Below are 23,101 nucleotides of genomic sequence, written 5' to 3'. Positions count from 1 at the left end.
CCCCCTCGGGACCCCCAATAGTGGGCCCGTCACAGCCGGTACGGTCATCACGCCGTACGGCAAGCACAGCTGCCGCTTCCGGGGAGCGTCCCGGGGCGGCTCGCCAGGGAGAGGGTCCGCCATGGCGCCGCCCCACCAGTCCCCGTCGCCCCGCCCGAACGCGAAGTTCCGGCAGTTGCGCGGACAGCTCTCACCAGGGGAGTTCGCGGCGGCGGTGCGCCGGGCCGCACGCGAGATCGGTGAGCACGTCTCCTGTGACGCGCGCTACGTCGGGCGCGTGGAGTCGGGGGAGATCCGCTGCCCCAACTACGCCTACGAGCGAGTGTTCCGGCATATGTTCCCCGGCCGGGAACCGGCGGACATGGGCTTCGCGCCGCGCGAGAGCGTGCGCGGCCGGGGGGCGCGCAAGAAGGGCTCCGCGCCGTCCGGTCCAACCGAGAGCCCCGCCGAAAGCCGTACCCCCGGGGCGGCGGAGAGATCCACCGAGAACAACGAGGAGAGCGACGTGTTGCGTCGCGCGTTCATGACCTCCGGACCGGCCGCCCTGGCCGCCGCCTCCTTGGGCGGTCCGGCCCCGGCGGGCCCCGGCCACCGCCGCGCCGGCGAGGCCGAGGCCCGCGCCGTCGAACAGGCGGTGCGGCGCATCCGGCTGCTCGACGACCGGCACGGGGCCGACGGCCTCTACCGCCGCGCGGCCCGCCCGCTGCAGGCGGCCTACGAGCTGCTGGACGCCGAGACCCGGCGGCGCTCGGTGGCCGACCGGCTGCACCGGGGCGCGGGCGAGCTGGCCGTCTCGGTCGGCTGGCTGGCCCACGACTCGGGCCGCTTCACCGACGCCCGCTCCCACTACGCCGAGGCGCTGGCCACCGCCCGCGTCGCCGGGGACGCGGGCCTGGAGGCGCATGCGTTCTGCAACATGTCCTTCCTCGCCCGGGACGCCGGCCGGCCCCGCGAGGCGGTGCGCGCCGCGCAGGCCGCGCAGCAGGCCGGGCGCGCGCTGGGCTCGCACCGGCTGATGTCCCTGCTGGCCCTGCGCGAGGCGGGCGGCCTGGCGGGAATGGGCGACCGCGCGGCGACCGAGGAGGCGCTGCTGCGCGCCCGGACGCTGTTCGCGCACGGGGCGGACGAGGACGACCCGGAGTGGATGAGCTTCTTCGGCGAGGCGGAGCTGGAGTTCCTCGAGGCCCAGTGCTGGTCCGTGCTCGGCGACTGGCGCCGGGCGGTGGAGCACGCGCGGTGCGCGGTCGCCCTGCAGGACCCGCACTTCGCGCGGAACATCGCGCTGTACACCTCGCAGCTCGCCGGCGACCTGGCCCGCGGGGGTGCGCCGGACGCGGCGGCGGCCGCGGGCGAGCGGGCGCTGGGCCACCTGGACCAGGTGCGCTCGGCGCGGATCAGCTCGATGCTCACCGCGACGGGCCGGATGCTGCGCCGGCACGCGGCGGACCCGGCGGTGGCCTCGTTCCTGACCCGCCACGAGACGACCGCCCGGGCGGTGTGAGACGCGCCTCACCGCCCGCCCCGGCCGTCAGTCGAGGTGACCGGTGTCGTTCCAGCGCTCCAGGGCGGGCGCGCCGTACGCCCAGCCCAGCACGGACAGCGAGGTCGGGGCCAGGCGGATACGGGAGGCGAAGAAGGCGTCCTCGCCCATCCAGCGGGCGGCGATCGTGCGCAGGATGTGGCCGTGGGCGAAGACCAGCACGTCGCGGTCGGCCGACCGGGCCCAGGCCACGACCTCGTCCGCCCGCGCGCTGACCTGCGCGATCGTCTCGCCCTCGGGGACGCCGTCGCGCCAGATGAGCCAGTCCGGGCGGCCGGCCTTGATCTCGTCGGGGGTCATGCCCTCGTACGCGCCGTAGTCCCACTCCAGCAGTGCGTCCCAGGGGGTGGCCCGGTCGCCGAAGCCGGCCAGGTCGCAGGTCTCCTTGGCGCGCAGCAGGGGGCTGGTGCGCACCTCCACGTCCGGCAGGCCGTCCCAGGGCGCGCGGTGCAGGCGTTCGCCGAGGAGCTTGGCGCCGCGCCGCCCCTCGTCCAGGAGCGGGATGTCCGTGCGGCCGGTGTGCTTGCCGGACAGCGACCACTCGGTCTGCCCGTGCCGGGCCAGCAGGATGCGCGGTGCCATGGTTCGGCCCCTCCGGGATGTGAGACGACGTGCGTCTCCATCATCACTCACGTCACTTCGGGGCAACCCTGCGGCCACCTGCGACGTCTCCCGGACTGCGCTCCGTGGCTCCCGTGAAGTCCTGGGGCGGTGTGCGAGCAATGTGGCGTACACCGTACGGTTGGTTGCTTGCGCGCTCATGGGTCGCCTGAAGATATCGCCTGAACCGATGGAGAGCCGTCCGGATGTACCGCACCGCACCGCTGGAGAAGCGGCCGCGCTGGTGGACCGAACTGCCACTGATAGCCGTGGTGTACGGGCTCTACTCGGCCGGCCGGCTCCTCGCCCGAGGCGATCAGCAGGACGCCGTGGATCACGGCCTGCGCATACTCGACCTTGAAAAAACGTTTCGCATCAACTTCGAGCACCCGCTCAACCGGTTCTTCACCGAGCACGCGTCGCTCGGCATACCCGCCGACTTCGCCTACGCCTCGCTGCACTACCTCGTCACGCCGGCGCTCCTGGTGTGGCTCTTCCGGCGCCGCCCCGGCCACTACCGCCGGCTGCGCACCTGGCTGATGCTCTCCACCCTCATCGGCCTCATCGGCTTCACCCTGCTGCCCACCTGCCCGCCCCGGCTGCTCGACGACGCCTACGGCTTCGTCGACACGATGCGCCAGTACTCCTCGTACGGCTGGTGGGGCGCCGAGGCCAGCGCCCCGCGCGGACTCGGCGGGCTCACCAACCAGTACGCCGCCATGCCGAGCCTCCACGTGGGCTGGGCCCTGTGGTGCGGCGTCGTCCTGTGGCGCCACGGCCGCTCCCTGTGGGCCAAGGTCGCCGGCATCGGCTACCCCCTGCTGACCGCCCTCGTCGTCATGGGCACCGCCAACCACTACTTCCTCGACGCCCTCGCCGGCGCCGCCGTCATGGGCACCGGCTACCTGCTCGCCCCCCGCGCCCTGCGCCTGGCCGACCGGATCCGGGCCCGGCTCACCGGCACGCCGGCCGCCAAGGCGGCCGAGGCGGCCGCGAATGTCAGTGGTGGGTGCGAGACTTCGGCGGGTACAGCGCCCACCGGCGCGACCCCGTCCGGCTCCCCCGCCGGAGCGGGCGTGGCGGCGGAGGCGCCACAGACACTTCGCGAGGCGGACGCCAGTGACCAGTTCCCCCGACAGCCGGCCCGGGGCGAGGCCGGAGACACCCGCACCGAAGGCGCTGCGACAGCGGCTCGCTGAGCTGCGCGGCCCGGCAGTGCCACCGCTGCCGCTCGACGCCCGCGCCCTCGCCGCCCTGGCCGCCAACCCCGGCTGTCACCGCCGCGCCCTGCTCGACGGGGCGGGCGTCGACAAGGCCGCCCTCGCCCGGGCACTGGGAGCACCCTCGGCCTTCGGCCAGTCGCAGTTCGCCTTCATGCGCGGTCACTCCTTCGAGGCCCGCGTCAAGGCCGACGGCGGCGCGGAGCTGGCCCGCCTGCTGCACGAGCGGCTCGCCGACGGCTCCGAGCCGCCCGCCCCCGGCGCCGTGACCGCCCCCGACCTCACCGCCGCCGGCCCCGAGGGCCGCACGGCCCGCACCGCCCTGGCCCTGCGCGAGGCCACCGCCGCCGGCGGCTGGGCGGTGCTCGACCACCCGATGCTCGCCCTGCCCGTCGCCGGCACACCCGCCTACCTGGAGCCGGACGCGATCGTCGTACGCCCCGGCGGCGAGTGGACGGTCGTCGAGATCAAGTCCTTCCCCATGATCGACGGCTCCGCCGACGCCGCAAAGGTGGGCGCCGCGGCCCGGCAGGCCGCCGTCTACGCCCTCGCCCTCGAAGCCGTCGCCGGACACACCGAGGGCGCGACCGTGCGGTCCCAGGCCCTGCTCGTGTGCCCGAAGGACTTCTCCAACCTCCCCACCGCCGCCCTGGTCGACCTGCGCAAGCAGCGCGCCACCACGCGCCGCCAGCTCACGCGGCTCACCACGGTCGAGGACATCGCCGCCGCCCTGCCCGACGGCACCAGCTTCGACGTGTGCCGCCCCGCCGGCGAGCTGACCGAGGCCCTCGACGCCGTCCCCGCCGCCTACGCCCCCGAGTGCCTGGCCGCCTGCGAGCTCGCCTTCCACTGCCGCGCCACGGCCCGGGCGGGCGGCTCCGTGCAGGCGCTCGGCCGCGGCGTGCGCGGCGAGCTGGGCGGACTGACCACGGTCGGCTCGGTGCTCGCCGCCGCCCGCGGCGAGCACGGCGACGCGGCCGACCCCACGGTGGCGGCCCTGCGGAGGGCCGCGACTCTCCGCGCGGAGGCGCTGGCGGGGGCGGTGCGATGAGCAAGTGCGGGTCGTCGGTGGCTGATCGCGCAGTTCCCCGCGCCCCCGGGGTGGCGGGGCCAGGTGCGTCGGGTGCGGACCGTTCGTGGCTGATCTCGCGAAAGGAGGCCGCATGTCGTTGATCGGTACGCTCGCGCGCCTGGAGGCCGTTCGGGACGGGCGGGCCACGCCGCTGGCCACCGTGCGCCACCGGCACCTTGCCGAGCGCCCGCTCGTCCTCGTCCCCCTGACGACCGCCGGCGAGGCCGGCGCGCCGCTGGGCGCCATGGTGGGCACCGACCGCGACGCCCCGCGGCTGCTGATCGTGCCCCAGCCGCGCGACCGCGACCTGCGCTCGGCGTTCCTCGCCGAGCTGGCCGACGCGCTGCTGCCGCACATCGAGGAGCACCTCGACGCCACCGAGCCCGGCTCGGAGCTGTGCGCCGATGCCCCGCAGCTGCTCGTGCCCGCCGCCGCGGCCGTGGAGTACGTCCGTCTGCTCGGCCGCTCGATGCGCTTCCGCCGCACCGCCGAGCAGGCCCCCGACACGCCCCACCCCGCCCCGCCGCGCGTGCCCCTGCTGGGCCGCTGGCTGACCCACTACGGCGAGCGCGCACGGGTGCCGGGCTCCTCGCTGCTGCTGGCCATGACCCAGGTCCTGGGCCGGCACTGGGCCACCGGCCAGAGCGTCCTGGAGGACCAGCACCTGGGCGCCCTGCTCGCCTGGATCGACCCGCCCGAGGGCACGACGGGCGCCGAGGCCGCCCTGCGCGCGGAGACCGAACGCGGCGCGGACGGGCTGCTGCGGCAGCCCCCGGCCGGCCCCGCCACCGACCCCGTCTTCGACAACAAGCTCCTCGGCCCCGCCGTCGCCCGCTACGACACCGCCCGCAGCCGGCTGCTGGAGGCCGCACCGCACCAGGCCGCCGCGGCGCGGGAGCGGCTCGCCGCCGCCGAGCGGGACATACGCGACCTGCTGGCCGGCCAGCTGCGCCCCACCTGGGACGCCGTCTGGCACGGCCTCGACCTGCTGCGTGCCCTGCCCGAGGGGGCGCACGTGGCCGAGCGCTGGAAGCGCGACCGCTGGTCGTACACCGCCCACCGCGACCGGCTGCGCGCCGGCGAGCCCCCGCAGCCCCGACGGGACGACGCGGTGACCGCCGCCCGCAAGCTCGCCTCCCGCGAGACGGCCCAGGCACAGCTGCACGCCCAGGAGGCACTGGACGACGCGCTGGTGATGGCCGAGCGTCGGCTGGCCGGCGAGGCGTTCGCGGGCAAGGTGACAGCGGTCGTGATGCTCCACACCGACGCCAAGGTGCCGCGGCCGCGGCCGCTGGTGACCCTGCGCACCGACGACACCCCGCACCTGGCGGACGGCGCCCGGGTGTACCGCGCCCTGCCGGACGGCAGCGGCCGGTCCCAGCCGGCCGAGTTCGTGGCGTACCACGAGCCGACGGGCGAGATCACCGTGCGGCTGACCGGCGGGATGGGGCGCGGCAAGGTGCCCGAGGAGGGCTCGGTGCCGGTCCCCGGCGAGACCGTGTGCTGGACGCTCTTCGAGCACGCGCCGCGCGGCGGGCCCGAGCTGCCGGACCCCGAGGAGACGCCGTGGACCCACGGCGGCCCGCCGGACGGCCCGGCGAGCGGCCCTGCGGGCGGCCCCGATCCCGTGACCCCGGAGGACTACCTGTGACCGTACGCACGGCGCACGGCCGCGTCTTCGACCCCGCACGGGCGGCGGCAGCGGCCACGGACGCGATCCTGCACGACACCCTGCACGGCCCGCACCGCGGCGTCGTGGTGGATTCCCCGCCGGGCGCCGGCAAGTCGACGCTGGTGGTCCGGGCGGCCCGGGAGCTGGCCGCCGCCGGCCGCCGGCTGATGATCGTCGCCCAGACGAACGCGCAGGTCGACGACCTGGTCCTGCGGCTGGCGAAGGAGGACCCCGACCTGCCGGTGGGCCGGCTGCACAGCAACGACAAGGGCGCCTACGACCCCGCCCTCGACGGCCTCGCGTCGGTGGTCACCTCGGCGAAGGTGGCCGAGCTGGCCGGGCTGGAGGTGGTGGTCTCCACGGCCGCGAAGTGGGCGCACACCAAGGTCGCCGAGCCATGGGGCCACGCGATCGTCGACGAGGCCTACCAGATGCGCTCGGACGCGCTGCTGGCGGTGGCCGGCCTGTTCGAGCGGGCCCTGTTCGTCGGGGACCCCGGCCAGCTGGACCCGTTCAGCCAGGTCGCCGCGGAGCAGTGGGCGGGGCTGTCGTACGACCCGTCGGCGAGCGCCGTCAGCACCCTGCTCGCCCACAACCCGTCGCTGCCGCAGCACCGGCTGCCGGTGTCCTGGCGGCTGCCGGCGTCGGCGGCGCCGCTGGTGTCGGACGCGTTCTACCCGTACACGCCGTTCCGCAGCGGCACCGGCCACGGCGAGCGGCGGCTGGCCTTCGGCGTGCCCTCCGACGGCACGGGCCCGGACCGGGTGCTGGACGAGGCGGCCGCGTCGGGCTGGGGCCTGCTGGAGCTGCCGGCCCGGCACACGCCGCGCACGGACCCCGAGGCGGTGGGCGCGGTCGCCCTCGTGGTGCGCCGCCTGCTGGACCGCGGCGGCGCGGTGACCAGCGAGCGCTCCCCGGACCCGGCGCCCCTGACGGCCGACCGCATCGCGGTGGGCACGGCCCACCGCGACCAGGCGGCGGCCGTCCGGGCGGCCCTGGCCGGCCTGGGCGCGACCGGGGTGACGGTGGACACGGCGAACCGTCTGCAGGGCCGCGAGTTCGACGTGACGGTGGTCCTGCACCCGCTCTCGGGCCGCCCGGACGCGACGGCGTTCCACCTGGAGACGGGCCGCCTGTGCGTCCTGGCCTCGCGCCACCGCCACGCGTGCATCGTGGTCTGCCGCGCGGGCGTGGACCGCCTCCTGGACGAGCACCCCTCGACGGAGCCGGTCCAGCTGGGCGTGACGGTGAAGTTCCCCGATGGCTGGGAGGCGAACCATGCCGTCCTGGCCCACCTCGCGGAGCATCGCATCACCTGGCAGCCGTGATCGCGGCGGGGCGCCCCCAACCCGCCGGACGGAGTCCGGCACGCCGCCGGAGGCGGCCGGTGAACACAGCCCCGATGGCTGGGAGGCGAACCATGCCGTCCTGGCCCACCTCGCCGAGCACCGCATCGCCTGGCAGCCGTGATCGCCCAGCCCCGCATCGCCTGGCAGCCGTGATCGCGGGCCGTGGCAGCGCGCGGGGGGAAGTGGGGGCGCACTTGCGCGTGGCAGGACAATGGATGGCGGTGCAGACGAATCTGTGGAGGTATGTACATGTGCGAGCCGAAGCAGGCTCCCGGCGCGCAGGGCAGTGCCCCGCGCCGCCTGAAGCCCGCGCAGCTGCTCTTCGAGCCGCCCGATGCCGTCGCCGACCCCGAGCACTTCTTCGACCTCGAGTCGATCGAGGATCCGCGTGAGCTGCTGACCCGTTCCACGGAGCTGGCACTGGCCTTCCGGGCGGCCGCGGACCGGGCGATGGAGTTCCAGGCGGTCGCGGCGGCTCAGCTCGCCGATCCCCGGCGCTTCGACCGGCTGCCGATGGCGGTGATCGCGGCGCGCGCCGAGTGGAGCGAGGACTACACCAAGAAGATGGTCGAATTCGGCCGTGACCTGCTGCGAGGCAGCGCCGCCGCCGAGTGACCCGTACGGCCCGTGGTCCCCGACCATGGGCCGTTGGCATATGCGGCGCACAAAGTAGCGCACGGTCCGGGCCCCTGTCCCGAATTCCGGGAAGTACCCCGAGGACCCCCCGGCGGGCCCCCGACGATGGGGCCATGAGCACCCGGTCGTACCTTCCGCACCCCGTCCCCTCGCCCTCTGCCTCCCCGGCCCGTCGCACCCCCGATCACCGGCCTTCCGCCCGGGGCGCCGGCACCGGCACCCGCGCCGGCGCCGGCCCGCGGGCTCAGGGCGCCTTCGTCACGCTGGCGGGCATCGACTGGCTGGCCTCTGCGGACCGTTTCCCGCACCGGGTGCACACGCTGTGGGCGCACCATCCCGGTGCCCCGGTGGAGCTGCCCTGCGGCAGCGTCTTCGACGTGATCGACACGCCCGTGCTCTTCGGCCGCCGGATGCTGGACCGCCTGTGGTCGCCGGGTGCGCCCGGGTCCGGCCCGGTGGCCGCGCACCGGGGCAGGCTGCTGCTGTTCGCCGCGCCGGGCACGGCCCAGCGCCTGCCGGCGCTGCTGGCCTGGGAGGAGTGGAGCCGTACGGGCCGCAGCGCGCCGTCGCTGCTGTACTACGGCACGGGCGATGCGGTGACCGTGCCGCCGCCGTTCCCCGCGGGCGGGGAGGACGGGCCGGCCGCCTCGCGCTGGCTGGTGGCCCCGGAGGTCCGCCGCCCGTGGCTCCCGGGGGCGGACGTGCTGCTGTGGGCGTGTCTGCGGGCCGCGGGAGAAGGCTCTGTACCCACGCGTCCCACCCGCTGAAACATACGGATTTTCTTTCCACCGGATCGGGGTGCTAAAGTCTTCCACGTCAGCAGGCGCCGCTAGCTCAGTTGGTTAGAGCAGCTGACTCTTAATCAGCGGGTCCGGGGTTCGAGTCCCTGGCGGCGCACAGACAGCCGAAGGCCCCCACCGCATGGTGGGGGCCTTCGGCGTATGCGCTCGCGGTACCGGGCGTCACCCTCGGGTGACCCTCAGGTTCCAGGCGCCGGTGGGCGCCCGGCCGCGCACCTCGACCCGTACCCCGTCCGCCTCCAGGGACTCCCCCACGCCCAGCGGTGCGTCCGCGAGCGGGGGGTAGACGGACTCGCCCCAGCAGGCGTGGCCGGCGGGGTGGCCGTCCAGCACCTGGATGGGTCCGCTGCCGGAGGCGGTGTCGCTGCGCACCCGGTAGACGAGCACGCCCTCGGTGCAGGTGCCGGCGTCGTTGCCGTTCGCGGTGCGCGCCTCGACGACGATGGCGGTGGCCGCGCCGGTGCGCACGACCACCATCCGGGTGCGGCCGTCCGCGCTGCCGCGCATGGGCGACTCCAGCGGCTGCAGGGTGTGCAGGGTGCTGCCGGAGCTGCTGACGCAGTGGACCTGGCGGGGGCCGAGCCAGCCCAGCTTCCACTTGTGCCAGGCGAAGGGCTCGGAGGCCAGCCCGAACTGGCTGCCCATGATGTCCCAGTCGCCGACGTGGGTGTCCCAGTCGCCCTTGCCGTCGGTGGGCCGGTGGTACAGGTCGGGCAGGTCCAGGACGTGGCCGGTCTCGTGGGCCAGGACGTTGCGGTCGGGCGGGTGGTGTTCGAAGACGGTGACGACGCGCTGCAGCTCGGTGCCGTCGACGTGGATGGGCTCCTCCAGGTTGACGACCTTGGTCGCGTCCGAGTCGACGCCGGGGGCGTCGGGGTCGGCGACGAGGTAGACGAGGTTGAAGTGACGGAAGTCGACCGTCTTGTCGGCGGCGGCGACGGCGTCGCGCAGGTAGGCCGAGCGCCGCTCGCCGTCCCAGTCGCGCTGTATGTGGTACTCGCCGGAGGGGCGGGGCATGCGCAGCCACCGCTTGAGGGGGTGCACCCGCAGCGTGAAGCGCCCGTAGGAGGCGCGCTCGAAGAAGCGCGACGTGCCGGGGAAGTGGTCGGCGGCGAGCCGGTCGGGGGTGACCACGGGGCGGGAGTCCGGGAAGGACAGGAAGATCATGACGGCGTCGAGCCGGCCGAGGGGGCGGGGGTAGTCCGGGTTCCAGGTGTCGAGGCCCTCGGAGTGGTGCGCCTGGCTGCGCGGGAGCGCGCAGGGGCCGCCCGGGCCGGTGGCGTGCGCCGGGGCCGCGGCGATGGTCGTGGCGATGGCGCACAGGCTGGTCAGGACCGCGCCCGCGCGGCGCAGCCGGGGCCGCCGCGGGCGGCGGGGCCGCAGCGGGTCCACTCCCATGGGTGTCAGCGGACGCACCACGTCGACCTCCGAGGACGGAATTGGGAGACCTCACCCACCCTCTTGTTATTTGCGGTGTTATGCCCCGTTTCACTACCCCAGTCGAGTGACTAAGCCGACTTCTGGGTACATCACACTCAGTCACGGACGGTCAATCGAGGAAGACAATCAAGAAGATTTGCCAAGCAGTCCCGGGCACGACGGTTCACACGCGCTCACGGACGGACGGAATCGGTCGGGACCACGCCTGCGGCACCACCCCTCGCGGCAGGGCCGCTGGAACGGTCCCTGCGCGGGCTCTATGCTCGCCACACTTCCAGCACGGAATCCCCCTACAGGCGGCCATTTGCCGCCTTTTCCACCACGCGTACGAGACACACGACACCCGCACGGGACCCGTGCGGAACCGATGCCACGCGGGAGCGAGCGTTGAGCGGAGCACTCGACGGCCGGGACGGAACGCCCGATTCGGAGCCACCAGTCGTCACGCAACGTAACGTCACTTCGATGGAATTCCGCGCTGCCTTCCGAGCCGCGCGCCTCGGCATGGCCGTCGTCGGCAGCGACGGCCTCGTACGCATCGCCAACGACGCCCTCGCCGCCCTGCTGGGCACCGATCCGGAGCACCTGCGGGACCGCCCTGCCGCGGAGTTCACCGGGCTGCGCGACGACCTGCGGCTGTGGAGCGCCTACCGGGAGGTGCTGCTCGGCCGCCGCGAGAGCCTGCACTGCACACGCAGGCTCAGACAAGCCGGCGGCGGACGGCTGTGGGCCGAGGTGACCGTGACCCCGCTGCCCGAGACCCGCACCGCACTGCTGTCGGTGGCCGACATCAGCGACCGCCGCGACCTGCGCGCCCGGCTGCGGCACCTGCGGATGCACGACCCGGTCACGGGGCTGCCCAACCGCAGCCTGTTCTTCGAACGCCTGGCCGGGGCGCTGGCCGTGCCGCGTGCGCCGGCCGCCCCGGAGGCCGTGCCGGCCGGCGAACGTCCGCGGCGCAGCGGCCGGATCGGGCTGTGCTACCTCGACCTGGACGGCTTCAAGGCCGTCAACGACACGCTCGGCCATCGTGCCGGCGACCGGCTGCTGACCGCGGTGGCCCGGCGGCTGACCGAGTGCGCCGCGCCCGGCGGCCACCTGGTGGCCCGGCTCGGCGGGGACGAGTTCGCCCTGATGGTGGAGGACTCCACGGGCACCCAGCAGCTGATCGACCTCGCCGGTGCCGTGCAGAGCGCGCTCGCCCGCCCGTTCGAGGTGGCGGGTCAGCGCCTGGCGGTCTCGGCGAGCATCGGGGTCGTCGAGCGCCCGTGCGCCGGGACGCACGCGACCGAGCTGATGCAGGCCGCGGACACCACGCTGTACTGGGCGAAGGCGGACGGCAAGGCCCGCTGGACACTCTTCGACCCCGAGCGCAACGCCCACCGCATGACCCGGCAGACCCTGTCGAACACCCTGCGGCCGGCCGTCGAACGCGAGGAGTTCGACCTGCAGTACCAGCCGCTGGTGGGGCTCGGCGACGGCGTCGTGCGCGGGGTCGAGGCGCTCGTGCGCTGGCGGCACCCGCAGTTCGGCACACTGGGCCCCAACCGGTTCATCGGGCTGGCCGAGGAGACCGGCGCCATCGTGCCGCTGGGGCGCTGGGTGCTGGCCACCGCCTGCCGCCAGGCCCGCCGCTGGCAGCTGGACCACCCCGGTGAACCGCTCGTGGTCAGCGTGAACGTGGCGGTGCGTCAGGTGTGGGACTCCGACCTCGTCGCCGACGTGGCCGGCATCCTCGCCGAGACCGGGCTGCCGGCGAGCCTGCTGCAGCTGGAGCTGACGGAGTCGGCGGTGATGGGTTCGGCCGGGCGGCCGCTGCAACAGCTGCAGGCGCTCAGCGACATGGGCGTCGCCATCGCCATCGACGACTTCGGCACCGGCTATTCCAATCTTGCCTACCTCAGCCGCCTGCCGGTCTCCACGCTCAAGCTGGACGGTTCCTTCGTCCACGGCTTCCGCGCCGAGGAGCACCCCAATCCGGCGGACGAGACGATCGTGGAGGCGCTGGTGCAGCTGGCGCACCGGCTGGGGCTGACGGTGACGGCGGAGTGCGTGGAGAGCGCGGAGCAGGCGGAGCGGCTGGGGCGGATCGGGTGCGACACCGGGCAGGGCTGGTTCTACTCCCGCCCGGTGCCGGCGGACCGCATCTCGGCGCTGCTGAGCACCGGCGTACGGCCGTAGGCCGTGTCCGGCCGCGGCGCCCGGTAAGGGGCGCGGGGCACTGCCGCCGGACACGGCCTGGCGCGGGGCCGTCCCCGTCCGGCGCGTGGGCTACCGGCCGGCCGGGAAGCCGTACGCGTCCGCGATCAGTTCGTAGCTGCGCAGGCGGGCCTGCGGCCCGTGCACGTTGGCGGTGATCATCAGCTCGTCCACGCCCGTCCGCTTCACCAGCGCGTCCAGTCCCTCGCGCACCTGCTCGGCCGTGCCGTACACCACGTTGTGCAGCCAGTCGGCGACGAACTCCTGCTCGGCGAGGCCCAGGGCGTGGCTCTCGGCCTCCTCCGGCGACGGCACCAGGCCGGGCCGGCCGGTGCGCAGGCGCAGCATCGACAGCGCACCGGTGAGGACCTGCCGGCGGGCCTCGGCGGGGTCGTCGGCGGCCAGCGCCTGCACGCCGATCTTGGCGTAGGGGCGGTCGAGCACGGCCGAGGGCCGGAAGGACTCGCGGTAGAGCTCCAGCGCCGGCAGCGTGTTCGCCGAGGAGAAGTGGTGGGCGAAGGAGAACGGCAGGCCCAGCAGCCCGGCCAGGCGGGCGCTGAAGCCGGAGGAGCCCAGCAGCCAGATGGACGGCCGGTCGGCGCGCTGCACCCCGCCGGGCACCCGGCCCTGGACGGGCCCGGGGACGGCGTGGATGCGGGCGTAGGGGTGGCCGTCGGGGAAGTCGTCGTCGAGGAAGCGGGTGAGCTCCGAGAGCTGCTCGGGGAACTCGTCGGCGCCCTCGGCGAGCCGGTCCCGGCGGCGCAGGGCGGCGGCGGTGGCGCCGTCCGTGCCGGGTGCGCGCCCCAGTCCCAGATCGATGCGCCCGGGGGCGAGCGCCTCCAGGGTGCCGAACTGCTCGGCGATCACCAGGGGCGCGTGGTTGGGCAGCATCACGCCGCCGGAGCCGAGGCGTATGCGGTCGGTGCGGGCGGCCAGGTGGGCGAGGATCACGGCCGGGGAGGAGCTGGCCACGCCCGGCATGGAGTGGTGCTCGGCGACCCAGAAGCGGTGGTAGCCGCGCCGCTCGGCGAGCCGGGCGAGCTCGACGGTGGTGCCCAGGGCCTGGTGGGCGGTGCGGCCGGTGCCGACGGTCGCCAGGTCCAGTACGGACAGGGGCACGGGGGCGCTCCCGAGCGCCGTCGCGCGGATGGTGTCGTCCTGTACGTCGGCCACGGTGGCCCGCCTCCTTGATGAACGCCTGTGCCTGCGAGCCGGTGGGCTCGGCCGGTGTTCAACCGGAGTGACTCTCCGTTTATTCCGGCTCCCTCCCGATCCCGTCAAGTCCCTCTCATGAGCGGCCGGTTCGCCCTTATCGTGGGCGGAGGTACACCCACAGGTAACCGCTAGGGGGAGACCGTGGCGCTCAGGCACGAGCCGACCGCACCGTTCCACGCGGTCCAGCACGCCCTGCGCGTGCTGGAGACGGTCGCCAGGCACACCGGCGGCATCGGCGAGGCCCAGCTCGCCCGCGAGACCGGGCTGCCGGCGACCCACCTGGCCCGCCTGCTGGCGATGCTGCGCCGCGAGCAGTACGTGCGGCGCACCGGCGACGGCGGCTACGTCACGGGCGAGGCCCTGGTCCTTCTGAGCGCCGGGTACGACCGCAAGTCCGCCCTGGAGCGCAAGCTGCAGCACTCGCTGTCGAAGCTGCGCGACACGGTCGGCGCGGCCGTCTACCTCAGCAGCTACGTGGACGGCGAGCTGCGCATCACGCAGTACGCGGACGGGCCGCGCACCCCCAAGGTCAACGAGTGGGTCGACTTCCGGGCGGCCGCCCACGCCACCGCGCTCGGCAAGTGCCTGCTCACCCAGCTCGACCACGACGGCCGGCGCGACCACCTCTCCCGGCACCGCACGGCGCGCCTGACCTCCCGGACGATCACCAACGAGAAGGTGCTCTTCAGCAAGCTGGACGCGCACCCGGCGAGCGTGCCCGTGCTCGACCTGCAGGAGTACGCGGTGGGCACCGTGTGCGCGGCGGTCCCGATGACCGCGGGGCGCTCGGTCGGCTCCTTGGCACTGTCCCTGCCGGTGCGACACGCGCACCGGCTGCGGGAGGCGGCGGAGACGCTCAGCCGGCACGCCGCGCCCCTGCTGCTGTCGATGGCCCTGTGAGCCGCGCGGCGCCCCGGCCGGACCGGGGCGCCCGGGGCCGGTGGGACACGTGGTTCGGAGCACCCCCGAACATCAGGTAGAGTTTTCTCTGTCAGCAGGCGCCGCTAGCTCAGTTGGTTAGAGCAGCTGACTCTTAATCAGCGGGTCCGGGGTTCGAGTCCCTGGCGGCGCACAGACAGACGAAGGCCCTCACCACACGGTGGGGGCCTTCGCCGTAGTACGGCCGAAGAAGCGGGCATCGGCGGAAAGGAGCAGCGCGTGTCGCCCACGACCCAGTGGCAGCGCCCTGCCCCGCTCGCCGTGCTCCTGCTCCTCCTGGCCGTCGTCCTCGCGCCCCTCGTCGGCGCGACCGCGCCCGGCGGGGGCGTTCCCGGCGGGCCCGCCACGGCGCGGGCCGCCTCCGCGGTCCGTACCCCCGAGGCCGTCCCCGTGGCGGACCTCCGCGTGGACACCTCCTCCCCCGGCGGCTCCTGCCGTCAGCAGGACACCCCGCTGGGCGGCGTCCAGGCGGCCGTCGCCGCCCCGCACGCCGATCCCGTCACCTGCCCGGCCGGTGCCCGCGGCGCCCTGGCGCAGGACCGGGTGCCGCGGACCGGGGGCGTGCGCGCCCCGCCCGCTCCCTTGGCCGCCGTCACCGGCCCGCTCCCCGTCCTACGGATCTAGACCGCCCCGCAGCGGCCCACTGCCGGGCCGCGCTCAGGCACACCCAGATCCCGTACGACCCAGGGAGTCGTCTTCCCCATGTCCGCACGTATCTCCACGCCCTCCCGCCGGTGGGCGGCCGTGGGCGCCATAGTCGCCCTCCTGGTGGCCCTGGTGGCCGCCGGTATCGCCATCGGCAAGGGTTCCTCCGGCGGCTCCGGCACGCAGGCCTCCGCCGACCCGCAGCCGGCCTACGACCCGCAGCAGGCCACCTACGACAAGCTCGAACAGGCCACCAGCCGCCGGAAGCAGGGCGACGCGCTCGCCGTCGGCAAGCCGGACGCACCCGTCGTGCTCGTCGAATGGGCCGACTACCAGTGCTCCTACTGCGGCCGTTTCACGCGGGAGACGCAGCCCCAGCTGATCAAGAAGTACGTCGACGCCGGCGTCCTGCGCATCGAGTTCCGCAACTTCCCGATCTTCGGCAAGGACTCCGAGCGGGCCGCCCGCGCCTCCTGGGCCGCCGGCAAGCAGGGCCGCTTCTGGCAACTGCACGACCTGCTGTTCGCCGAGCACCGCAAGGGCGATGCGCTCGCCGAGGACAAGCTGGCCGACCTGGCCCGCTCCGCGGGCGTCGCGGACCTGGAGAAGTTCCGCGCCGACCTGGGCAGCGACGAGGCCGCGGCGGCCGTGAAGAAGGACCAGGAGGAGGGCTACTCCCTGGGCGTGCAGAGCACGCCCTCCTTCCTCGTCGGCGGCCGGCCGCTGGCGGGCGCGCAGCCGCTGAAGGAGTTCGAGGCCGCCATCGCCCAGGCCAGGGCCGCGAAGGAGGCGGCCGGGGCATCCGGGAAGGCGGGCCAGTGACCGACATCGGCTATCTCGCCGCCTTCCTGGGCGGCGTCCTCGCCCTGGTCAGCCCGTGCAGCGCGCTGCTGCTGCCGGCGTTCTTCGCCTACTCCCTGGCCACGCCGGGCCGGCTGCTCGCCCGCACCTGCGTGTTCTACCTCGGGCTCGCCACCACGCTCGTCCCCCTGGGGGCGGCCTCCTCCACCGCCAGCCGGCTCTTCAACGGCCACCGCGAGCTGCTGATCACCATCGGCGGCTGGACGGTGATCGCGCTGGGCGCGGCCCAGATCCTCGGCCTGGGCTTCGCCTCCCGGCGGGCGCAGGAGGCGGCGGGCCGCATCACGCCGACGTCGGCGGCCTCCACGTTCCTGCTGGGCTGCGTGTACGGACTGGCCGGCTTCTGCGCCGGGCCGATCCTGGGCGCCGTGCTGACGATGACGGCACTGCACGGCAACCCGGTGCACGGCGCCTCGATGCTGGCCGTCTACGCGCTGGGGATGGCCCTGCCGCTGTTCGTGCTGGCCCTGTTCTGGGAGCGCTTCCACCTGGGCCGCCGGGCCTGGCTGCGCGGCCGGGAACTGCGGCTGGGCCGGCTGCGGCTGCACACCACGTCCCTGCTGTCGGGGCTGTTCTTCATCGGGATCGGGGTGCTCTTCCTCGGCTGGGGCGGCACGACCGGGCTGCCGGGGCTGGTGGACGACGCCTCCGAGTCCCGTCTGCAGGAGCTCGCCTCACGGGCGGGCGGCGCGGTGCCCGACTACGCGCTGCTGGCGGTGGTCGCCCTGGTCGTCGCGGGCCTGCTGGCCCGGTACGCGCTGCGGCGCGACCCCGCCGAGCAGCGGCGGGACGGCGACGGCGGAGCGGGCGGGCCGTCCTGACGGCGCGCACTCCGGCGCCGGGGCACGGCCCCGGCGCCGGAGGCGGGCGTCAGAACTGCACGTCGGAGCAGGCGTAGAACGCGTTGCCCGTGTCGGCGATCGTCCAGACCGCCAGGACCAGCTGCTTGCCGCTCCGGCCCGCCGGGATCGTGGCCTGGTGGGTGACGGTGGCGTCGGGGACGCGACCGCCGTAGGGCACGGTCAGGAACGGGTGCAGGTCGAGGTCGGCGCGGGTGAGCGGCCGGTCGGGCCGGTAGTGGTCGTTGGTGAGGTAGTAGCGGAAGTCCGTGGTCGCGTGGCGGGCGGTGAGCCTCCAGCGGAACGTGTAGTCCCGGCCCGCCGTGACCTGCGTGGCGGGCCAGGCGCCGCCGCGCGGGTCGTCGAGCTCGGCGAAGCGGCTGTTGCCGCCGGCACAGAGCGTGCCGTCGGCGGGGCCGTGGGACGGGAAGCCCTTGGGACCCTCGACGGACTGCGGCTCCCACTGGATCTCGCCGCAGTCCTCCACCGCGCCCTGGGCGCAGAAGGCCTGGCGGCTGGTGGGTGCGTCGGTGTAGCCGTGGCTGCCGGCGCTGCCGACGGGGAAGAGGGAGATGCAGGCGACGCTCAGGCCGATGATCGTCGCGCTGATCTTTTTGCGCATACGTCACTCCTCGCGAACGTGGGGGGTTCTGTGAGACGAGTGGAACGCGGTCTAGACCAACACGGAGGCTAGTACCGGCCCGTAGTCATGTCCAGGCCAAAAAGGCGCCCTTGACGGACGCCGCGGACCCCTGCCCGATCACGCCACGCACCGTGACCGGGCGGCCGGACCCGAACCCCTCAGCCGCACCCCGCGGCATCGTCCGAACAGGTGACGTGCGCGTCCGCCTCCTCCTCGCCCAGCAGGACGTGCGCCGGGCCCGCCCACACCACCCGCCCGTAGAGCTGCGGCGGGTAGTACGCGAGGGTCGAGACCCGGACGCGGGTGCCGGGGCGGGCCGCCTCGATGTAGCGGCCGCCGCCCGTGTAGATGGCCACGTGGTGCACCCCCGAGGCCCTGCCGTCGGTCGACCAGAAGACCAGGTCGCCGCGGCGCAGCGCGCTGCGCGCAATGGGCCGGGTGGCGCGGTACTGGTCGGCGGCCAGGCGCGGCAGCCGCACGCCCGCGCGCCGGTACGCCTGCTGGACGAGGCCGGAGCAGTCCCAGCTGTGCGGCCCCTCGGCGCCGAAGGCGTACGGGTCGCCGATGTGGCGCAGCGCGTAGGCGACGGCGGGCTCCAGGTCGGGGGCGGCGGGCCGGCTCCCGGCGGGGGCGCCGGCGCCCTCGGCGGCACCCTCAGGGGCCTCCTCGGTACCCGCCGGGGCCCTCTCGCGGCCCGCGTCCTCCCCCGCGTCGCCACGGTGGTCCTCGTCGGTGCCGTGCCGGGCGTCCTCCTGGACGGCCGTCCCGGCCTCGGACCCCACGCCGGGCGACGGGTCCGACGGTTCCGCTGCCGCCGCGGCCGGGCCGGCGCCGGCGATCACGGCCGCTCCGACGGCGGCGACCAGCGCCCCGCGCGCCGGGTGCCGCCGGGTGCGGGCGGGGCCTGCGGTGGATATGTCCTCGGGTGCGTCCTCGGCCATCTCGCTGCCACCTTCCCCTCACGAGGATCACGAGAAAACTTTCGCCTCGTTCGCCACAGCTTCCCAGCGGTCGCACCGAACCGCATGCCGCAAGCCGATTACCCTATGTAAAGGAAAACTCCGCATAAATGGACAGAACGCCCGCCCTGTCCGTCCATGCCCGGCGGGGACGACCGGCCGTCGGGCGCCGGGCGGCATCCGGGGTGGTCGGAAGCACCTCCGGACGTCGGGTAGAGTTTTCTTCGTCAGCAGGCGCCGCTAGCTCAGTTGGTTAGAGCAGCTGACTCTTAATCAGCGGGTCCGGGGTTCGAGTCCCTGGCGGCGCACGCGAGACTCAGGGCTCCTCACAGATGTGAGGGGCCCTGAGTCGTTCTGCGCGTCCTGCGGGTCACGAGGGCACAAGCGTGTCAGATGTGACCGCTTTCCTTCCCTTCCTCACTCTTCATGGGCATCTTCGTTCGACGCACCACTTTGCCCGCTAAGCACCGCGTTTCACCCTTGCGATCATGACCTTGGGTCCGAGATCCTGAAACGCACGTCTTCGCCCAATATCACTGGGAAATCCGTGAGTTGGGCGGGGTCGAGGGGGGCCGGGGGGCCCACGTACGGCACGTACACACGCAGTCGCATGCGTGCGGGGGGAATGACTATGACGTCGACGCCTGCCGGTGCCCGGCAGCAGAGATCCGTTTCCGCACCGCCCGAGGGGGTGCTCGTGCCCGCGCCGGCCCGCTCGCCGGACCGGCCCCGGCGCACCGGCCCGCCGGGGCGGACCTCCTCGCCGTACCGCCGCAAACCCCTGCCCCGCTACGACTACGAGCACTACAGCCGGCTGGCAGGCCCGCTGAGCCGGCCGCCCGAGGGGCCCGGCCCCTACCGCGTCCGCTACCGCAGCCTGCTGGCCGACGAGCCGCACCGGATCCAGGCCGCACTGCTGCTCGGGGCGGCGCCCGTGGTCTCGCTGGGCCTGCTGATCTGGCTGATGCAGCCCGCGCACTGGACGCAGCGCGACCATGCGAGTGCGCTGATGCGGGCCCTGGACACGGTGATGCTGGTGTCCATCGGGCTGATCGAGCTCTTCCGCACGCTGAACGTCGTCTCCAACGCCCACGCCACCCTGGTGGCCCGGGATCCCATACCGGTGGTGCCCGAGTCGGGCACCAAGGTCGCCTTCCTGACGTCCTTCGTGCCCGGCAAGGAGCCCCTGTCCATGGTCACCAAGACTCTGGAGGCGGCCGTGCGGGTCCGCCACCGGGGTCCCGTGCACGTCTGGCTCCTCGACGAGGGCGACGACCCCGAGGTCAAGGCGGTCTGCGAGCGGCTGGGCGTACGGCACTTCAGCCGCAAGGGGATCGAGAAGTGGAACACGCCCAAGGGCCCGCACCGGGCCAGGACGAAGCACGGGAACTACAACGCCTGGCTCGACGCGCACGGCGACGACTACGACTTCTTCGCCTCCGTCGACACCGATCACGTGCCGCTGCCCAACTTCCTCGAGCGCATGCTCGGTTACTTCCGTGACCCGGATGTCGCTTTTGTCGTTGGACCGCAGGTGTACGGGAACTACGACACGGCGGTCACCAAGGCCGCCGAGAGCCAGCAGTTCCTCTTCCACGCCCTGATCCAGCGCGCCGGCAACCGCTACGGCGCGCCCATGTTCGTCGGCACCAACAACGCCGTACGCATCTCCGCGCTCAGGAGCATCGGCGGCCTGTACGACTCGATCACCGAGGACATGGCCACCGGCTTCGAGCTGCACCGGCACCGCAACCCGGCCACCGGTCGCAAATGGCGTTCGGTCTACACCCCCGACGTCCTCGCCGTCGGCGAGGGACCGAACGCCTGGACGGACTTCTTCACCCAGCAGCTGCGCTGGTCGCGGGGCACGTACGAGACCATCCTCAAGCAGTACTGGAAGGGGCCCTTCACCCTCGGGCCGGGTCCGTTCCTCAACTACACGCTCATGGTCATCTACTACCCCATGACCGCGATCAACTGGATGCTCGGCGCCCTGAGCTGCACGCTCTTCCTGGGCCTCGGCGCCTCCGGCATCTCGATCGACTCCGAGATCTGGATGATGCTCTACAGCGACGCCGCCGCCCTCCAGATCGGCCTGTACATCTGGAACCGCCGGCACAACGTCTCCCCGCACGAGCCCGAGGGCTCCGGCGGCCTGGCCGGCATGGTGATGTCCGCGCTGTCGGCGCCCATCTACGCCCGTTCGCTCATGGACGCCGTGCTGCGCCGCAGGAGCCGCTTCGTGGTGACGCCCAAGGGCGACTCCGCCAGCCCCGACACCCTCTTCGGCACCTTCCGCATCCACCTGTTCTTCCTGGTGGTCTTCGGCGGCTCGCTGGCGGCCTCGTTCGTGCTGGGCCACACCCACGTGGCGATGCGCACCTGGGCCGTGCTCGCCCTGGTGATCACCGTGGCGCCCGTCGTCGCCTGGCGCTGGGGCCTGCACCGCGCCCGGCCCGCCGAGGAGGCCGCCCGGTGATGCGCCTGCGTCCGAGCCGCCGCACCCGGCGCACGGCCCTCGGGGCCGCCTCCCTGATGGCGCTGGCCGGCATGAACGGCCCGGCCCTGTGGGGCTACGCCGCGCACCAGTACCACGACTACAAGATCAATCAGCCGGCCTACAAGGCGAGGAACGGCCACTGGGACGTCGTGGACGTGCCCCGCGAGTACCGCATCAACACCATCCATGCGGCCCTTCTGCACACCGGGAAGGTGCTACTGGTCGCGGGATCGGGCAACAACGCCGCGAACTTCAAGGCCAAGACCTTCCGCACGGTCCTGTGGGACCCGCGCAGGAACACCTTCAAGAACATCCCCACGCCCAAGGACCTCTTCTGCGCCGGCCACACCCAGCTCGCCGACGGCAAGCTGCTGGTGGCCGGGGGCACCCAGCGCTACGAGAAGCTGGAGGGCGACGTCACCAAGGCCGGCGGCCTGATGGTCGTCCACAACGAGAACCCCGACAAGCCGATGACCTTCCCCGCCGGCACCCGCTTCACCGGCAAGGACAACCACAAGACCTTCGAGTCCAAGGACGCCGTTCTCGTGCCGCGGGCCCGCAAGACCGGCGACGGCGACCAGGTCAAGGTCACGGCCAGCACGGCGCGCGTCTACGTGGAGGCCCTCGGCAAGGGCGCGGAGTACGAGACGGGGACCACCGACAACTACCGCATCGAGGGCCTCACCGGCGAGGACGCCCGCAACGCGTACGGCATCGCCAACAAGCTGTCCTTCGACAAGAAGGACTTCCAGGGCATCAAGGACGCCTTCGAGTTCGACCCGGTCGCCGAGCGCTACATCACCGTCGACCCCATGCAGGAGGCCCGCTGGTATCCCACGCTGACCACCCTGCAGGACGGCAGGGTGCTGTCGGTGTCCGGGCTGGACGAGATCGGCCAGGTCGTCCCCGGCAAGAACGAGGTCTACGATCCCGCGAGTCGCACCTGGCGCTACCTGCCCACCGAGCGCTTCTTCCCCACCTACCCCGCCCTCTTCCTCGCCGACCGGGGCCGGATCTTCTACACCGGCTCCAACGCCGGCTACGGACCGGCCGACAAGGGCCGCACCCCGGGCCTGTGGGACCTGGAGACCAACGACTTCACCGAAGTGCCCGGCATGAGCGACCCGGACCTGCTGGAGACCTCGATGTCGGTGCTGCTGCCGCCCGCCCAGGAGCAGCGCTACATGGTCCTCGGCGGCGGCGGGGTGGGGGAGAACCGCAGGTCCACGGCGAAGACCCGGATCGTGGACCTGCGCGAGGAGAATCCCCGCTTCCACGACGGCCCCCAGCTGTACGCCAAGGTCCGCTACCCCAGCAGCGTCATCCTGCCGGACGACACCGTGCTGACCACCAACGGCTCGGGCGACTACCGCGGGCGCAGCGACTCCAACGTCCTCAAGGCCGAGCTGTACGACCCGGCCACCGACACCACGCGCGCAGTGGCCGACCCCCTGGTGGGCCGCAACTACCACTCGGGCGCCCTGCTGCTGCCGGACGGGCGGGTGATGACCTTCGGCTCCGACTCGCTCTTCGGCGACAAGGCCAACAGCAAGCCAGGCACCTTCCAGCAGCAGATCGACCTCTACACCCCGCCCTACGGCTTCCGCGACGACCGGCCGGAGTTCAAGGACACCGAGCCGAGGACGGTGAAGCTCGGGGAGCAGAGCACCTACCGCACCAGCGATCCGCGCAGGATCGCGCGGGCCCGGCTGATCCGGCCGGGCTCCTTCACCCACGTCACCAACAACGAGCAGCGCTCGATCGCCCTGGACCTCGCGCGGACGGACGGCGGTGTGACCGTCACCGTCCCCAAGGACCCCTCCCTGGTGCCGCCCGGCTGGTACATGCTGGAGGTCGTCGACGACGAGGGCACCCCGTCCGAGGCGGTGTGGGTCAAGGTGCCGGTCGCCGAGGAGATCGCCCCGGAGTCGCGGGACGAGTGACGTGCGCAATGCCCACCGGCCGGCGCCGG

General features: G+C 73.7%; 19 protein-coding genes and 3 tRNA genes. 17 read left to right on the top strand and 5 right to left on the bottom strand.

Features of this window, described 5'->3' with window-relative positions:
• The first annotated feature begins 121 nt into the window (after positions 1-121).
• A complete protein-coding gene (locus AB0K17_RS19785) occupies positions 122-1,501 on the top strand; it encodes a tetratricopeptide repeat protein (RefSeq protein ID WP_365966684.1) in 1,380 nt (459 codons plus the stop codon).
• Between the two features lie 27 nt (positions 1,502-1,528).
• Here AB0K17_RS19785 and AB0K17_RS19780 read toward each other — a convergent pair whose 3' ends face one another.
• Entirely contained in the window at positions 1,529-2,122 is a 594-nt protein-coding gene (locus tag AB0K17_RS19780; RefSeq protein WP_365983678.1) for a histidine phosphatase family protein, read from the bottom strand.
• Between the two features lie 224 nt (positions 2,123-2,346).
• Here AB0K17_RS19780 and AB0K17_RS19775 point away from each other — a divergent pair, with 224 nt between their 5' ends.
• From AB0K17_RS19775 to AB0K17_RS19745, 7 genes are all read left to right on the top strand, one after another.
• Complete coding sequence (locus tag AB0K17_RS19775; RefSeq protein ID WP_365966686.1) at positions 2,347-3,339, top strand: phosphatase PAP2 family protein; 993 nt, start codon at positions 2,347-2,349, stop codon at positions 3,337-3,339.
• The gene (locus tag AB0K17_RS19770; protein ID WP_365983677.1) at positions 3,260-4,411 is read left to right on the top strand and encodes a hypothetical protein; all 1,152 of its coding nucleotides are present in this window, start codon (positions 3,260-3,262) and stop codon (positions 4,409-4,411) included. The genes AB0K17_RS19775 and AB0K17_RS19770 overlap by 80 nt, the downstream gene beginning before the upstream one ends.
• A 112-nt stretch (positions 4,412-4,523) precedes the next feature.
• On the top strand, positions 4,524-6,083 hold the full coding sequence (locus AB0K17_RS19765; protein ID WP_365983676.1) for a hypothetical protein: 1,560 nt from the start codon (positions 4,524-4,526) through the stop codon (positions 6,081-6,083).
• On the top strand, positions 6,080-7,432 hold the full coding sequence (locus AB0K17_RS19760; protein ID WP_365983675.1) for an AAA domain-containing protein: 1,353 nt from the start codon (positions 6,080-6,082) through the stop codon (positions 7,430-7,432). Before AB0K17_RS19765 ends, AB0K17_RS19760 begins: the two co-directional genes overlap by 4 nt.
• A gap of 270 nt (positions 7,433-7,702) precedes the next feature.
• Positions 7,703-8,068 (top strand): hypothetical protein, encoded by a 366-nt coding sequence (locus AB0K17_RS19755; protein ID WP_365983674.1) that lies wholly within the window; start codon positions 7,703-7,705, stop codon positions 8,066-8,068.
• 134 nt (positions 8,069-8,202) lie between these two features.
• Positions 8,203-8,856: a bifunctional DNA primase/polymerase gene (locus tag AB0K17_RS19750; protein WP_365983673.1), complete on the top strand. Its 654-nt coding sequence runs from the start codon at positions 8,203-8,205 to the stop codon at positions 8,854-8,856.
• 56 nt (positions 8,857-8,912) lie between these two features.
• Positions 8,913-8,986, top strand: a tRNA-Lys gene (locus AB0K17_RS19745).
• 65 nt (positions 8,987-9,051) lie between these two features.
• Here AB0K17_RS19745 and AB0K17_RS19740 read toward each other — a convergent pair.
• Positions 9,052-10,287, bottom strand: a complete 1,236-nt coding sequence (locus AB0K17_RS19740) for a M6 family metalloprotease domain-containing protein (protein ID WP_365983672.1) — start codon at positions 10,285-10,287, stop codon at positions 9,052-9,054.
• Between the two features lie 507 nt (positions 10,288-10,794).
• On the opposite strand from AB0K17_RS19740, the gene AB0K17_RS19735 reads away from it, so the two are divergent.
• Positions 10,795-12,510: a bifunctional diguanylate cyclase/phosphodiesterase gene (locus AB0K17_RS19735; protein ID WP_365966693.1), complete on the top strand. Its 1,716-nt coding sequence runs from the start codon at positions 10,795-10,797 to the stop codon at positions 12,508-12,510.
• Between the two features lie 90 nt (positions 12,511-12,600).
• Here the strand turns inward: AB0K17_RS19735 and AB0K17_RS19730 are convergent, their stop codons facing one another.
• Positions 12,601-13,701 (bottom strand): LLM class flavin-dependent oxidoreductase, encoded by a 1,101-nt coding sequence (locus tag AB0K17_RS19730; RefSeq protein WP_365966694.1) that lies wholly within the window; start codon positions 13,699-13,701, stop codon positions 12,601-12,603.
• Positions 13,702-13,884: 183 nt separating this feature from the next.
• Between AB0K17_RS19730 and AB0K17_RS19725 the strand changes: the two genes are divergently transcribed.
• The 5 genes from AB0K17_RS19725 to AB0K17_RS19705 all read left to right on the top strand — a co-directional run bounded on the left by AB0K17_RS19725 (position 13,885) and on the right by AB0K17_RS19705 (position 17,009).
• Positions 13,885-14,643: an IclR family transcriptional regulator C-terminal domain-containing protein gene (locus tag AB0K17_RS19725; RefSeq protein WP_365966695.1), complete on the top strand. Its 759-nt coding sequence runs from the start codon at positions 13,885-13,887 to the stop codon at positions 14,641-14,643.
• Positions 14,644-14,741: 98 nt separating this feature from the next.
• Positions 14,742-14,815: transfer RNA gene (locus AB0K17_RS19720), tRNA-Lys, on the top strand.
• 86 nt (positions 14,816-14,901) lie between these two features.
• Positions 14,902-15,306 carry a hypothetical protein gene (locus tag AB0K17_RS19715; protein ID WP_365966696.1) on the top strand — a complete coding sequence of 135 codons (405 nt, stop codon included), beginning with the start codon at positions 14,902-14,904 and terminating at the stop codon, positions 15,304-15,306.
• A gap of 78 nt (positions 15,307-15,384) precedes the next feature.
• On the top strand, positions 15,385-16,149 hold the full coding sequence (locus AB0K17_RS19710) for a DsbA family protein (protein ID WP_365966697.1): 765 nt from the start codon (positions 15,385-15,387) through the stop codon (positions 16,147-16,149).
• A complete protein-coding gene (locus AB0K17_RS19705; protein ID WP_365966698.1) occupies positions 16,146-17,009 on the top strand; it encodes a cytochrome c biogenesis CcdA family protein in 864 nt (287 codons plus the stop codon). The genes AB0K17_RS19710 and AB0K17_RS19705 overlap by 4 nt, the downstream gene beginning before the upstream one ends.
• Before the next feature lie 49 nt (positions 17,010-17,058).
• Here AB0K17_RS19705 and AB0K17_RS19700 read toward each other — a convergent pair whose 3' ends face one another.
• Positions 17,059-17,649, bottom strand: a complete 591-nt coding sequence (locus AB0K17_RS19700) for a lytic polysaccharide monooxygenase (RefSeq protein ID WP_365966699.1) — start codon at positions 17,647-17,649, stop codon at positions 17,059-17,061.
• A gap of 179 nt (positions 17,650-17,828) precedes the next feature.
• Positions 17,829-18,611, bottom strand: a complete 783-nt coding sequence (locus AB0K17_RS19695; protein WP_365966700.1) for a C40 family peptidase — start codon at positions 18,609-18,611, stop codon at positions 17,829-17,831.
• A gap of 252 nt (positions 18,612-18,863) precedes the next feature.
• Here AB0K17_RS19695 and AB0K17_RS19690 point away from each other — a divergent pair.
• From AB0K17_RS19690 to AB0K17_RS19680, 3 genes are all read left to right on the top strand, one after another.
• Positions 18,864-18,937, top strand: a tRNA-Lys gene (locus AB0K17_RS19690).
• 323 nt (positions 18,938-19,260) lie between these two features.
• Positions 19,261-21,108 (top strand): cellulose synthase catalytic subunit, encoded by a 1,848-nt coding sequence (locus tag AB0K17_RS19685; protein WP_365966701.1) that lies wholly within the window; start codon positions 19,261-19,263, stop codon positions 21,106-21,108.
• On the top strand, positions 21,108-23,072 hold the full coding sequence (locus AB0K17_RS19680) for a kelch motif-containing protein (RefSeq protein ID WP_365983671.1): 1,965 nt from the start codon (positions 21,108-21,110) through the stop codon (positions 23,070-23,072). The genes AB0K17_RS19685 and AB0K17_RS19680 overlap by 1 nt, the downstream gene beginning before the upstream one ends.
• Positions 23,073-23,101: the final 29 nt, after the last annotated feature.

This window comes from Streptomyces sp. NPDC049585, assembly GCF_040675615.1.
GTDB lineage: Bacteria > Actinomycetota > Actinomycetes > Streptomycetales > Streptomycetaceae > Streptomyces > Streptomyces luteosporeus.
This window is presented reverse-complemented; position numbering and strand designations above follow the sequence as displayed.

What these genes read in the sequence shown, in the direction of transcription:
- AB0K17_RS19785 (WP_365966684.1), top strand. Translation starts at nt 122, where the DNA reads ATGGCGCCGCCCCACCAGTCCCCGTCGCCCCGCCCGAACGCGAAGTTC.
- AB0K17_RS19780 (WP_365983678.1), bottom strand. Translation starts at nt 2,122, where the DNA reads ATGGCACCGCGCATCCTGCTGGCCCGGCACGGGCAGACCGAGTGGTCG.
- AB0K17_RS19775 (WP_365966686.1), top strand. Translation starts at nt 2,347, where the DNA reads ATGTACCGCACCGCACCGCTGGAGAAGCGGCCGCGCTGGTGGACCGAA.
- AB0K17_RS19765 (WP_365983676.1), top strand. Translation starts at nt 4,524, where the DNA reads ATGTCGTTGATCGGTACGCTCGCGCGCCTGGAGGCCGTTCGGGACGGG.
- AB0K17_RS19755 (WP_365983674.1), top strand. Translation starts at nt 7,703, where the DNA reads ATGTGCGAGCCGAAGCAGGCTCCCGGCGCGCAGGGCAGTGCCCCGCGC.
- AB0K17_RS19750 (WP_365983673.1), top strand. Translation starts at nt 8,203, where the DNA reads ATGAGCACCCGGTCGTACCTTCCGCACCCCGTCCCCTCGCCCTCTGCC.
- AB0K17_RS19740 (WP_365983672.1), bottom strand. Translation starts at nt 10,287, where the DNA reads ATGGGAGTGGACCCGCTGCGGCCCCGCCGCCCGCGGCGGCCCCGGCTG.
- AB0K17_RS19735 (WP_365966693.1), top strand. Translation starts at nt 10,795, where the DNA reads ATGGAATTCCGCGCTGCCTTCCGAGCCGCGCGCCTCGGCATGGCCGTC.
- AB0K17_RS19710 (WP_365966697.1), top strand. Translation starts at nt 15,385, where the DNA reads ATGTCCGCACGTATCTCCACGCCCTCCCGCCGGTGGGCGGCCGTGGGC.
- AB0K17_RS19700 (WP_365966699.1), bottom strand. Translation starts at nt 17,649, where the DNA reads ATGCGCAAAAAGATCAGCGCGACGATCATCGGCCTGAGCGTCGCCTGC.
- AB0K17_RS19695 (WP_365966700.1), bottom strand. Translation starts at nt 18,611, where the DNA reads ATGGCCGAGGACGCACCCGAGGACATATCCACCGCAGGCCCCGCCCGC.
- AB0K17_RS19685 (WP_365966701.1), top strand. Translation starts at nt 19,261, where the DNA reads ATGACGTCGACGCCTGCCGGTGCCCGGCAGCAGAGATCCGTTTCCGCA.
- AB0K17_RS19680 (WP_365983671.1), top strand. Translation starts at nt 21,108, where the DNA reads ATGCGCCTGCGTCCGAGCCGCCGCACCCGGCGCACGGCCCTCGGGGCC.